At 71.4% G+C, this 12,301-nt stretch carries 12 protein-coding genes; 5 read left to right on the forward strand and 7 right to left on the reverse strand.

The window, feature by feature from the left end; genetic code table 11:
• Positions 1–112: 112 nt before the first annotated feature.
• From C470_RS11910 to C470_RS11920, 3 genes are read right to left on the reverse strand one after another with little or no spacing between them, the layout of a single operon-like run.
• The gene (locus C470_RS11910) at positions 113–664 is read right to left on the reverse strand and encodes an HIT family protein (protein ID WP_007996589.1); all 552 of its coding nucleotides are present in this window, start codon (positions 662–664) and stop codon (positions 113–115) included.
• Positions 664–1,572 (reverse strand): type II methionyl aminopeptidase, encoded by a 909-nt coding sequence (gene map, locus C470_RS11915; RefSeq protein WP_007345241.1) that lies wholly within the window; start codon positions 1,570–1,572, stop codon positions 664–666. The genes C470_RS11910 and map overlap by 1 nt, the downstream gene beginning before the upstream one ends.
• A 60-nt stretch (positions 1,573–1,632) precedes the next feature.
• Positions 1,633–1,869, reverse strand: a complete 237-nt coding sequence (locus tag C470_RS11920; protein ID WP_007345240.1) for a DUF2249 domain-containing protein — start codon at positions 1,867–1,869, stop codon at positions 1,633–1,635.
• Between the two features lie 126 nt (positions 1,870–1,995).
• Between C470_RS11920 and C470_RS11925 the strand changes: the two genes are divergently transcribed.
• Positions 1,996–2,313: a CGCGG family putative rSAM-modified RiPP protein gene (locus tag C470_RS11925; RefSeq protein ID WP_008367511.1), complete on the forward strand. Its 318-nt coding sequence runs from the start codon at positions 1,996–1,998 to the stop codon at positions 2,311–2,313.
• 25 nt (positions 2,314–2,338) lie between these two features.
• Here the strand turns inward: C470_RS11925 and C470_RS11930 are convergent, their stop codons facing one another.
• Complete coding sequence (locus C470_RS11930) at positions 2,339–4,396, reverse strand: histidine kinase N-terminal 7TM domain-containing protein (protein ID WP_008367513.1); 2,058 nt, start codon at positions 4,394–4,396, stop codon at positions 2,339–2,341.
• Between the two features lie 74 nt (positions 4,397–4,470).
• On the opposite strand from C470_RS11930, the gene C470_RS11935 reads away from it, so the two are divergent.
• The 4 genes from C470_RS11935 (at position 4,471) to C470_RS11950 (ending at position 8,555) form a co-directional block, all read left to right on the forward strand.
• Positions 4,471–4,938, forward strand: coding sequence for a peroxiredoxin (locus C470_RS11935; protein WP_007345237.1), 468 nt, complete (start codon positions 4,471–4,473; stop codon positions 4,936–4,938).
• 83 nt (positions 4,939–5,021) lie between these two features.
• The gene (locus C470_RS11940) at positions 5,022–6,164 is read left to right on the forward strand and encodes a hypothetical protein (RefSeq protein WP_004596914.1); all 1,143 of its coding nucleotides are present in this window, start codon (positions 5,022–5,024) and stop codon (positions 6,162–6,164) included.
• Positions 6,165–6,336: 172 nt separating this feature from the next.
• Complete coding sequence (locus C470_RS11945) at positions 6,337–7,518, forward strand: S49 family peptidase (RefSeq protein WP_008367517.1); 1,182 nt, start codon at positions 6,337–6,339, stop codon at positions 7,516–7,518.
• Positions 7,515–8,555 (forward strand): hypothetical protein, encoded by a 1,041-nt coding sequence (locus C470_RS11950; protein WP_008367519.1) that lies wholly within the window; start codon positions 7,515–7,517, stop codon positions 8,553–8,555. Before C470_RS11945 ends, C470_RS11950 begins: the two co-directional genes overlap by 4 nt.
• Before the next feature lie 61 nt (positions 8,556–8,616).
• On the opposite strand, the gene C470_RS11955 is transcribed toward C470_RS11950, so the two are convergent.
• From C470_RS11955 to C470_RS11965, 3 genes are all read right to left on the reverse strand, one after another.
• A complete protein-coding gene (locus C470_RS11955; protein ID WP_008367520.1) occupies positions 8,617–9,531 on the reverse strand; it encodes a DMT family transporter in 915 nt (304 codons plus the stop codon).
• Positions 9,532–9,627: 96 nt separating this feature from the next.
• Positions 9,628–10,674, reverse strand: coding sequence for a geranylfarnesyl diphosphate synthase (gene idsA3 / locus C470_RS11960; RefSeq protein WP_004596906.1), 1,047 nt, complete (start codon positions 10,672–10,674; stop codon positions 9,628–9,630).
• The gene (locus C470_RS11965; protein WP_004596904.1) at positions 10,671–12,023 is read right to left on the reverse strand and encodes a ribonuclease J; all 1,353 of its coding nucleotides are present in this window, start codon (positions 12,021–12,023) and stop codon (positions 10,671–10,673) included. The genes idsA3 and C470_RS11965 overlap by 4 nt, the downstream gene beginning before the upstream one ends.
• Between the last annotated feature and the right edge of the window lie 278 nt (positions 12,024–12,301).

Genomic DNA, 12,301 nt, shown 5'->3' on the forward strand with positions numbered 1-12,301 from the left:
GCTTCGCTCCGGCGACTGACTCCCTCGCGCGTGCTCCTCGCGGCCGCCTTCGGCGGCCACTCGCAGGCACGCGCCAGCGCACCGTTATTTATAAGCAATCGACACCGCCGCTTCAGACACCGAAGTCGAGTTCGACCGCGTCGCCCGCGTCGACGTCGCCCGCGTCGACGACCGCGTCGTCGGCCGCGAACCCCGCGTGGAGGTGGTCGTAGGTGCGCTCGATCGCCTCCACGATCACCTTCGTGTCGCCGGTGACGGGCATGAAGTTGGTGTCGCCGCTCCACCGCGGGACGACGTGCGTGTGGAGGTGGTCGACCGAGCCGCCGGCGGCGTCGCCGCCGAGGTTCTGGCCGGTGTTGACGCCGTCGGGGTTCATGTCGCGTCGCAGCGCCGCGAGCGTCGCCGCTTTCAGCTTCGCGTGGTCGAGGAGGGCCGCGTCGTCGAGGTCGGTCGGGTCCTCGACGTGTGCGTCCGGGATCACCATCGCGTGGCCGGGGTTGTACGGCGCGTTGTTGAGGATGACGTAGTTGCGCTCGCTGCGAGCGACCACGCGCGCCTCGCGGGCGTCCTCGCGCTCCGGCAGGACGCAGAACGGGCAGCCGTCGATGGGGTCGGCGTCGCGCTCGACCCACTCGATCCGCCACGGCGCGAAGATCCGGTCCATCAGTCGTCGAAGCCGTGGATGCCCGCGGTCGTCACCTCGACGCCGTCCTCGGTGACCAAGAGGGTGTGCTCCGCCTGACTCACGAGGGCGTCGTCGTCCTCCTTCAGGACGGGGTACCCCTTGATCGCGTTCGCCTGCTTCAGGCGGCGGAGCGCCATCTCGGCGCGGTCCGTCTCCAACCACCGCGCCGCGAACGGGAGGTCGTCGAACGCCTCGATCTCCTCGAGCGCCTGCCGCGCCCGTCGGTCGCGCACGCTCGCGGAGCCCTGCTGTTCGAAGATCTCCTCGACGGTCCCCTCGCCCACTTTCCCGCGCCCGTCGGTGGCGAACGGCTCGATGGCGACCGCCTGCCCCGGCTCCAGCTCGACCGAGCGGTCGACGCCGCGGTTCGGCACCGTCGGGCCGGTGTGGGCGTCGTAGCGCTCGACGCCGTGGCCGGAGAGGTTGAGGACGGGCGTGTAGCCGTAGCCGCGGATCACGTCCTCGATCGCCTGCCCGACCACGCCGACCTCGACGCCCGGGCCGGCCTCGTCGAGCGCGGCCTCGAGCGCCATCTCGGCGGCCTCGACGAGTTCGGGAGTGCCGGTGTGGTCGACCGTCACGGCGGCGTCAGCGATGTAGCCGTCGACGTGGACGCCGACGTCGAGACACACCATCTCCTCGCCGAACTCGGCGTCGTCGTCGCGGCCGGGCGTCGCGTGCGACGCCTCCGGGTCGACGCTGATGTTCACCGGGAAGGCGAGGCCGGCCCCCTGCTCGCGGACGAAGTCCTCCGTCCACTCGGCGACCTCGAGGTGGGTCCGGCCCGGTTCGACCATCTCGCGGGCCTCGTTCATCGCCTCGACCAACACCGCGCCGGCCTCGCGGTAGCTCTCGACCGCGTCCTCGTCCAGAGGTCCGTGACTCATGGGTTCGGGTTCGGCGACCGCGCGCAAAGAGGTTGCGGAGGGCGGTCGATCCCGGTCCGTTCAGGCGCGCGTGATCTCGACGAACCACTCGTCGTCGGTCGGGTTCGCCGTCTCGTGGGCGAACCCGCGCTCCGCCAGCACGTCGTACAGCGGCACCGGCTCGAAGCTGTTCACCAGACAGAGCGACTCGTCATCGTCGAGGCCGTCGAGCGCGGCCACGATGTCGCCGAACGGTTCGCCGTCTATCTCGCGGGCGTCCAGCCGCTCGTCCGCGTCGTCGAACGGGTCGGGGCTCATAGGTCGGTTGTGGCGCCCCGCGGTGGTATAGCTCTCCCCGAAGGTGTTCGGGAGCGCGTTCTCCCGGAGTCACGCTCGAACATGTTCGCTCGAAGACGTACGGGGCCGGAGCGCGTCCGATCGAGTATGTCGAGTACGCCCTCGGAGCACGACCACGAGCACGGCGCGGACCCGGTGACCGACCACGTCCACGAGAACTCGTGGTCCGCGAACCTCGAAGGCCCCGAACACGCGGACGACCGCGACCTGCTCGTCCGGCAGGCGATCGAGGCGGTCGAACACACGGCCGCGGGCAACCACGTCAACCTCGTCACTCACGGCGACCACGGCCACCCCGAGGAGTACCTCGTCGACGCGCTCGAGGCGGAACTCGGCGGCGACGTCGACTGGGAGTACGTCGAGCAGTGCGGCTGTGGCGGGCACGTCGTTCGCGTCCACGCCTGACGGGTCGGCCGGACGGACAGCGGCGCTACTCGCTTTCTTCCGCCGCTCGCGGGAGCCACATCCGGACCACCGTCCCGGTCGGCTCGCGGGTGTCGATCTCGAGGTCGCCGCCGGACTCCGTGACGATCCAGTGGACGAGCCAGAGGCCGAGCCCGCTCGCGTGTTCGAGCGCCGTCTCCCGCGCCTCCGAGAACACGGTCCGCTCGACCGGCGGGATCCCCGGCCCGTCGTCCGCCACGTCGAGCCGGAACCGGTCGCCGTCGCCGTCGGCGACGACGGTCGCCTCCACGTGCGGGTCGTCGCCGTCGTTGTGGACGACGGCGTTCTCCAACACGTTCCGGACCGCCGACTCGAGCAGCTCGTCGGCGGAGACGACCGCCGACTCGGGGACGGTCGCCGTCACCGTCGCGTGGGGGAACGACGACTCCAGCGACTCGCAGAGCCGCTCGACGAGCGCGGCCAGATCGATCTCGGTCCGGCCCGCGTCGCTGTGGAGCGCGACGTCGATCTCGCGCGCCTGGTCGCTGAGGTGGGTCAGGGTCCGCACCTTCCGGTCGATGATGTCGAGGTACGGATCGCCCTCCTCGTCGACGTGGTCGCGGAGCAGGTCGGCGTACCCCCCGATGACGTTGGTGTCGTTCTTCAGGTCGTGTCGCAGCACCCGGTTCAACACCTGAAGCCGCTGTTCGTACCGTCGGGCGTCCGTGACGTCGGTCGCCGTGATGACGACCTCGCGCGTGTCGGCGAACAGCCGCTCGATCACGGTCTCGAACCGGCGCCAACTGCCGTCGGCGCACGCGATCCGGTGCGTGAGCGACTGCGGTTCGGCGCTGTCGAAGGCGCGCTCGAAGGCCCGCTGCGCCTCGCGTCGGTCCTCGGGGTGGACCAGGTCGATGACCGGGCGCCCCTCGACCTCGTTCGCCTTGTGACCGATCAGTCGCTCTATCGACGGGCTCACGTACCGGAGCAGTCCGTCCTCGCCGCAGACCGCGATCACGTTCGGCGACTTCTCGATGAGCGCGCGGTAGCGCCGCTGGAGCGTCTCCCGCTCGGTCACGTCGCGGAACAGCAGGACCGTCCCGCCGCGGGTCGTCCCCGGCCCCGTGATGTCGTGGACGTCGACCGTCAGGAACCGCGGCGCGCCGCCCCCGTCGACCGTCACGCGGAACTCGTCGTCGGCCGGCTCCTCCGTCACCGCGTCGGCGACCGTCGGGACGTCCGCGAACGCCTCGTCGGCGTGGACGCCGACGTTCGCGTCCGGGAACAGCGCCTCGGCCGGGTCGTTGTTGTCGACCACCCGGCCGTCGGCGTCGCAGACGACGACGCCGTCGGAGAGGTTCGCGAACACCGCTTCGCGGGCGATCGGCGAGACGTCGAGCAGCCGGTACCGGAACACGACCCACGCCAAAAGCGCCGAGGTCCCGCTGAAGGCGATCGGCGTGAAGTCGACCAACCCGTCCTCCGGCCCGACGAGTCCGGCGATGCCGGCCGCACCGAGCGCCAGCGGTGCGACGCCGGCGACGAAGAGGACGGCGGCCTGCCGGCGAAACACGCCGTCGCGGGTGACGGCGGCGTAGCCGAGGACGGCGAAGGTGAACAGGTTGACCGCGTAGGTGTAGCCGACGAACCCGAGCAGCGCGGGCGTCGGCGCGTACTCCAGGATCCGGAAGCCGCCGGCGTCGACGAGGACCGGATCGAGGTAGAACAGCGGGTCGACGCCGACCGTCCAGACGGGGACGACGACCGCCGCGGGGACGACCCAGAAGAGCGCGAAGCGGCGCCGGTCGAGCCACGCGGTCCGGTCCACGTACGAGAGGACGAAGGCGGGCCACGCCACCGCTAAGCCGGCGGAGCCGAGCCAGACGAACCGGTTGAAAAACAGCGTGGCGCCGAGCGAACTCGCCGACAGCTGGGCCGCGTACGCCAGCGACCAGACGCCGGCGGTGCCCGCGACGCCGACGAAGCTCCACAGGAGAACGCGACCGCCGCGCGAGCGGTTCCCGACCGCGTACGCGGCGAACGCGAAGGACGCGGCGGCCGCGACGAGCAACGGGACCGTGTACGGCGTCGCTTGCCACGCCATCGATACCGGTAGGATGCGAGAGCACCGTAAAAAGGGACCGAATCCCCTAACCCGTTTGAGGAGAGTGAGTCCGTATGCTCGAACCGGGCGACTCCGCACCCGAGATCACGCTCACCGACCACCGCGGCGAGGCGGTCACCGTCGACCCGGCGGCGGCCAGTCACACGGTCGTGTACTTCTATCCCCGCGCCGACACGCCCGGCTGTACCGCCGAGGCGTGTAGCTTCCGCGACGAGTGGAGCGCGTTCGAGGCGGCCGATGTCGCCGTCGTCGGGATCAGCGACGACCCCGTCGCGGACCTCGAACCGTTCGCCGCCGAGTACGACCTCCCCTTCTCCCTCCTCTCGGACCCCGACGGCGAGGTCGCGAGCGCGTACGACTCCTACGGCGAGAAGTCGATGTTCGGGAACACCTTCGACGGCGTGTTCCGGAACACGTACGTCCTCGACGACGAGGGGACCGTCGTCTTGGCCTACGAGGGCGTCTCTCCCGAGGACCACGCGGTCGAGATACTCGACGACGTCCGCGCGCTCGACGACTGAACGCCGACCGGTCGTCGGCGAGCGGAATCCGCCGACTGCCGCCACCCGGTAGTATTATTACTTGTCATGAGACAAGTGAAACGATGCCCTCCAAGCGAACGTTCGCGAAGCGCTTAGCGGCGCTCGCGGCGACCGGGCTGGGAGTCGGCGGACCGATCGAAGCCCTGACCTCGGAACCGCCGCCCGACGCGACCCTCGCGGTCGAACCGGCCGCGACGGGCGCCGGAGCGAGCGACGGCGAACCGACGGACGCCGACCCGACGAGCGGCCGCGACGGCGCCGGAGCCGACGGGCCGCGATCGGCGGTCGCCGCCGGGACGTACGACCCGGCCGCGGCCGCGTCGAACGCCGTCGACACCGTCGTGACCGGACGGGTCGACCCCGCGGTCCTGACGGCGACCGGCCTGCCGAGCGGGGTCGGGAGCCGGCTCCGGCGACTGCTCGACCGATACGAGAGCGTGTCGCTCGCCGCCGCGCGACAGGCGACCGGCGGCGCCGCGCTCACCGCGGACGGGCTCGAGGGGTGCGCCGTCGCGGTCGGCGACGTCGACGCGGCCGCGCTGGCCGCCGAGCTCGACGCCGACCCCGCGGTGACTCGCGAGGCGGACGACGGCTCCGGATTCGCCCGGTTCCGGGCGCGGGGCCTCGGGTCGGCGGTCGGCGTGGCCCCGGGCGAACTCGTGGCCGCGTACGGGCCGACCGCCGCCGTCGCCGCGGCGCACCGCGACGCCGGAATCGGCGGGGGCGTCGACGGCGGAGCGCGGCGACGAGCGGGCACGAGCGCGAGCTACGGCCCCCTCCCCTCGCTGCTCGAGGGCGACGCGACGGTGTGTGTCGACCTCGGACCGGACGCCCGCGACCACCTCCGAAGCGTGCTCGCCGACGCGCCCGACGAGCTCCGCACCGCGGTCGACGCGTCGGGCGCGGTCGGGGCGTCGCTCCGCGTGACCGGCGGGGAATCCGCTACCGGAGGCGCGGACCCCGGAGATCCGAGCGTCGCGCTGCGGTACGGCGCGGTCGCGGACCCCCGACGCCTCGACAGGGAGACGGCCGAGGCGATCGCGCGGGCCGCCCGGGAGGGAGAGACCTCGCTCGCGGACGCGAGCGTCACCCGACACGGGCGGACCGTGATCGTCGACGGCGCGGCCGAGAGCGACCTCTTCGCCGCCCACGCCTCGCTGTTCGACGGGACCGTCGGCGACCCGATCGAGGTGGCCGACGCGTGAGCGACGCAGTCGATCGCAGAAACACCGGCCGCGTGAGCGGCGCCACCGACCGCGGGAGTACCGGCCGCCAGAGCGGCGCAGCCGTATCGACCAGTGACCGACGCGCGAGCGAACCCACGATGACGACGAGAGACCATACGCCACGACAGCAGTATCGAACGAGGACGAGTCGATGAGCTCCGAGGACTCGCCTCCGAGGACGCCCAACGAACCGACGGACGACGCGGAGGCGGCGAGCCCGGATCGATCGCCGACGGCGACCGACCGTCCGCGGAGGACGGCCGACCGACCGACCCCGGACCACGCGTCCGGATCGCCGCTCGACCGGATCGAGACCCGACACGCGGTCGGGGTCGCGGCGATCCTCGCGGTGGCCGCGGGGCTGCTCGTCGCGCCCGGCGTGTACGGCGCCGTGACGGGGCCCGACGGGACGGTGGCCGTGATCGAGATCGACGGGACGATCGACTCGGGGACGGCGCAACACGTCGAGGACAACCTCCGGGACGCCCGCACGAACGACTCGATCGAGGCGGTCGTCCTGGAGGTCGACAGCGGGGGCGGCCTGCCCGCGCAGAGCGAGCGGATGTACGCCGCTGTCGACCGCACCGCGTCGGTGATGCCGGTGTACGCCGCCGTCGACACGCTGGGCGCGTCCGGCGCCTACCTCGCGATCGCGCCCGCCGACCGGATCTACGTCGCGCCCTCCGCGCAGGCGGTCGGCAGCGTCGGGGTCGCCGGCACCGCGCCGGCCCCGAGCGGTCCGAACGCGGGGACGACCGGCCCGGACAAGGCCGGCAGCGACCCGGACACCCAGCGCGAGCGCCGACAGACGCTCGCGAACCTCTTCATCGCGAACGTGATCGAACAGCGCGGCGACGAGATCGAGCTCGACCGCGAGGCGATCGCGCACGCCGACGCCTACCTCGGCACCGAGGCGGTCGAGAACGGCTTCGCCGACAGATTCGGCTTCGTCGACGGCGCGGTCGCCGACGCCGCGGCCGAGGCGGGACTCGACGACTACGCGGTCGACACGCGGCGCACGGAGAGCCCCGTTCCGGGCGGCATCCCGCTGTTGGAGCGCGACGACGGGACGGTCGTCGTCGCCGAGGGGGCGGACGACGAGATCGGCGACGGGCTCATCCTCGCGGTCGCGCCGGAAGCGTGGGACGAGACCGTCGGCGACGACGTCGTCATGACGAGCTACACCGCGCGGCTACCCGCGGACGGCGGCGACGCCGACGCGGCGACGAGCGGCGCGGACGCGACGAACGACGACGAGTCGGCCGCGACGGGCGACGACTCCGCTGCGGCGCTCGACGCCGCGGTCGCGGCGAACGGAGGTGACGGCGCGTGAGCGTCGACCTGCGAACGACGGTCGGCGCGTTCGCGCTGATCTTCCTCGCGGTCGTCGGCGTCGCCGCCGTCGGCGGCGTCGTCCTCGACGACGCGCCGCCCGAGACCGACGCCGTCGCGGACGACCACTGGCAGCTGGACGCGGTCGAGCCGGAGACCGTCAGCGAGGGCGGCGAGGTCGAAATGGAGAGCAGCGAGCCGTCGAACACGGTCGTCGTCCACCTCGGCAGCGGCGGTGCCGGGCTCGGCGGCGGGACCTCCATCCTGCCGATCGAAGACGGCGACTCGCCCGCGGACGCGGACATCGGATCGGTCGGCGGCGTTCGGCGCGGCGTCGCGCCGCTGACCGCGGCGCTCGTCGAGAACGGCCACGAGGTCCGCTTCTACGGCGGGATCGCGAGCCGCGAGCCGCTGCCGTCGATGCTCTCGGACGCGGACGCGTTCGTCACCACGAGCCCCGGCGCGCTGTCGGCGACCGACGCCGACGCCGTCGAGACGTTCGTCGAGGCCGGCGGCCGGACGCTCGTCGCGAGCGACCCGGGCGGCGCCGGCGCGCTCACCGACTTCGGCTCGCCGTTCGGCGTCTACGGCGAGGCGGGCTACGTGTACGACATGGAGAACAACGACGCGAACTACCTCAGCGTGCTCGTCGAGCCGACCGGGCCGGGGGCGCTGACGGAGGGCGTCGAGCAGGTCGTCTTCCGCGGCGCCGCGCCCGTGGGCACGGCCGACGGACCGGCGACGCTCGCGACCGCGGAGACGTCGCGGCTGTCGACGACCCGCGAGGCCGGCGCCTACGGCGTCGCGGTCCGAAGCGACTCGCTCGCGGTGGTGGGCGACTCCAGCTTCCTCGAACCGGAGAACGCCGGGCGCGCCGACAACGGCGTCCTGATCGGCAACGTCGCGGACTTCCTCGTGACGGGCGAGACCCCCGACGTGTCGTTCGGCCCGGCGACCGGTCCGGGCGGCGCGGTTCCGCCGGGCGGCGCGACCCCGCCGCCGGAACCGACCGAGCCGTCCGGGAACGCGACCGCATAGTCGGGCGCCGTCCAGCGGTACGCGGTGCGGCGCCACGCGCTGCGGCCGCGACGGCTCTCTTTTATCCCGGGAACCGGATCCCGGCGGCCGCGTCGGCGATCTCGCGGCGTTTCAACAGTCCGAATCCGAGGACGATGACGACGAAGCCGGCGACGGTGAACGCCGTGACCGGCTCGGCGAGCAGCAGGGCGCCCGCGACGGTCGCCACGATCGGGACGACGTACGAGACCAGGTTGATCTCGAAGGGGCCGAGCCGGTCGAGCAGCGTGAAGTAGATGGTGTACGCGACCGCCGACGAGAGCAGGCCGAGGAACGCCAGCGCGACGAGCGCCCGCGGCGCGGTCGCCGGGAGCCGCTGGCTCTCGCCGACGCCGAGGCTGAGCGCGTGGATGGCGAGCGCGCCGAACCCCATCGCCCACCCGGTGAGCGCGACGCTGGAGAACGAGGTCTCCACGGTTCGGAGGCCGACGCTGCCGACCGCGACGGCGATCACGCCGATCGCGATCAGCCCGACCCCGACCGCGACGCCCCCGCCGAGGTTCGCCGGATCCGGCTGCGCGACGAGCCCCACGCCGAGGAACGCGAGGACGACGCCGACCGCGCCGCGACGATCGAGGTCCGCGCCGCCGATCCAGACGGCCGCGACCGCCGCGGTCGCGATGGGGACGAGGCTGTAGGTGATCGAGGCGATGCCGCTCGTCGTGTACTGCTGGCCGACGAACAGCAGCGAGTTGTTCGCGGCCACGGAGAGCCCGCCGCTGAACCCGATCGCGGCGAGGTCGCCGCGGGTCCGCGGGAACGGGCCGTCCTGCGTGAGCAGCACGTACGAGATCAGCGCCAGCGCGGCCACGTCGAACCGGTAGGCGGCGTACAACACCGGCGGGTAGTAGTCGAGGCCGACCTCGATGGCGACGAAGGATCCGCCCCACAGCAGGGCGAGCGCGAAAAACAGCGCGACGTCTCGGTACCGTGACACGGTCGACCGAACGCGCGCCGGGGGTAAAGCGGTGTCCGTCGCGGCCCGGACCGCCGGTGCCCGCTTGGCGGTCGTGTCGATCGGCGGTCGTGTCGCTCAGTAGCCGCGGACGATGAGGTAGTCCGCGAGGTCCTCGAGCAGGCTCCGGGAGCCGCTCTCGGGGAGGAGTTCGAGGTGTTCCTTCGAGCGCTCGGTGAGGTCCGCGGCGGTGTCGCGGGCGTACTCGATGGAGCCGACCTCCTCCAAGGCCGCGACCGCGTCGTCGATGGCCGCCTCGGTCACCTCGGCCGGCGTGTCGGCGTCGACGAGGTCGTCGACGTCAACCCCCTGTTGACGGGCGTGGAGGGTGATGAGCGTCTCCTTGCCCTCGACGAGGTCGGAGCCGCGCTGCTTGCCGAGCTCCTCGGAGGGGACGGTGAGATCGAGCACGTCGTCCTGGATCTGGAACGCGCGCCCGGAGTCGATCCCGTACTGGTATAAGGCGTCGACGACCGCCTCGTCGGCGCCGAGCAGGAGCGCTGGCGTCGCCGCGGACGCGCCGTAGAGGACGGCGGTCTTCAGCTCGACCATCTCCAGGTACTCCTCGGGGAGGATGTCGTCGCGGCTCTCGAAGGCGACGTCGAGCGCCTGTCCCTCGCAGATCTCGGTACAGGTCGACGCGAGCATCCGCATCGCTTCGAGCCCGTGCTGCGGGTCCGCGCCCGTCTCGGTCATGAACTCGAACGCCTTCGAGTAGAGCGTGTCGCCCGCGAGAATCGCCGTCGAGACGTCGTACGCCTCGTGGACCGCGGGGACGCCCCGCCGCAGGTCGTCCTCGTCCATGATGTCGTCGTGGATCAGCGTGAACGACTGGATCACCTCGATGGCGACCGCGGCCCGCATCACGTCGACCTCGTCGCCGTCGAGCGAGGGGAACGCGCGGAAGTCGGCGCCCATCGGCTCGGTCCCGGTGACCGCCTCCGCGGCCAGCGTCGTCACCGTCGGGCGGAGCCGCTTCCCGCCCGCTTCGAGGATGTACCGCGTCGCCTCGTACAGCCGCTCGGGCTCCTGGACCGGCAGCTCCTCGTCGATAGCGGCGTTGACGAGCTCACGCCGCTCGCGGATGGCCTCCAGCACCCGCGCCTCCTTCGTCTCGCTCGTCATTCGACGAGCTGGATGGTGGACCCGTTCTGCGTGACGTGGACGTCGCGTCCGAGCTTGTACCCCTGCGACTTCGCGAGGTCGACGTACGGCGAGCGGCCCTTCAGCGTCTGGTGGCCGGGGATGAGGTGCTGGGGCTGGAGCGCCTGTAGCATCTCGTAGTGGCCCTCCTCGCGGAGGTGGCCGGAGACGTGGATGTCGTCGTAGAGGCGCGCGCCCTGCATCCGAAGCAGCTGTTCGCTCTGGTAGCGCTGCCCCTCGTTGGTGGGCTCCGGAATGACGCTCGCGCTGAAGACGACCTTGTCGCCGTCGTCGATCTCGTACGGGGTCTCGCCGCGGCCCATGCGGGTGAGCATCGCGCGCGGCTCGCCCTGGTGGCCCGTCACGATGGGGAGGAAGTTCCCCTTCCCCTCCTTCATGATCCGCTTGAACGCGCGGTCGACGGACTTGCGGTGGCCGTACATGCCGACGTCGCCCTGGAAGTCGACGAAGTCGAGGCGCTCGGCCGTGCCGGAGTACTTCTCCATCGAGCGCCCGAGCAGGACCGGCTGGCGGCCGATCTCGCGGGCGTACTCGACGAGCGTCTTCACGCGGGCGATGTGCGAGGAGAACGTGGTGGCGATGATGCCGCCGGTGTAGTCCTCCATCGATTTGAGCGTGTCTTCGACGTGCTTCTTCGCGTACGACTCGGAGGGCGTCCGGCCCTTACTGCCGGCGTTCGTACAGTCCTCGATGTACGCGAGGACGCCCTCGTCCTGGCGGCCGATCTCGCGGAACCGCTCCATGTCGATCGGATCGCCGATGACGGGGTCGTGGTCCAGCCGCTTGTCGAGCCCGTAGACGATCGCCCCCTCGGGTGTGTGGAGGACCGGGTTGATCGCGTCGATGATCGAGTGCGTGACGTTGACGAACTCCATCTCGACCTGCTCGGAGTCGCCGATCGCCATCGTGGCGCCCGGCTTCATCTTCACGAGGTCGTTGTCGACCTGGAACTTGCCCTCGTCTTCGATCTGCTGGCGCACCAGCTCGATCGTGTACGGCGCGGAGACGATCGGCGCGTCGTACCGGTGGGCGAGCTTCGGGATCCCCGCGATGTGGTCGAGGTGACCGTGGGTGGGGACGATCGCCTTGACGTCGCCCTCGAGTTCGCTCATGACCCGATCGTCCGGGATGGCGCCCATGTCGATCAGGTCGAGGCTGTGCATGCTCTCGGTCTCCACGTTGTCGTGGATGAGGACCTTACTGAGGTTCAGGCCCATGTCGAAGATGACGATGTCCTCGCCCGCTCGGACCGCCGTCATCTGTCGACCGACCTCTTCGTAACCGCCGAGTGTCGCAATTTCGATTTCCATGGTGTGTGCGTGTTCGACGCCGTGATCGGCGTCGGTCACTAATACCCCGCAAGGAGCCGTCGGCGCACCGTCGTACCGCGCGTCGTTGAAGGCCCCGCTACGGCCGAGTCGTCGCGACTCACCGTGTCCCGCGGGAGTGTGGTACCTCGGCGTACTCTCGCCCACGTTAAAAACTCCCGGGTTCGGTCGCGGGTCGCGTTAAGTTAGAGGATGAGGCGGACGAGTTCTGAGTGTCTATGGCAGAATTCGACCGCCTCAGCGAACGTATCGCGTGGATC

Source organism: Halorubrum distributum JCM 13561 (assembly GCF_000337395.1).
Classification (GTDB): Archaea; Halobacteriota; Halobacteria; order Halobacteriales; family Haloferacaceae; genus Halorubrum; species Halorubrum distributum.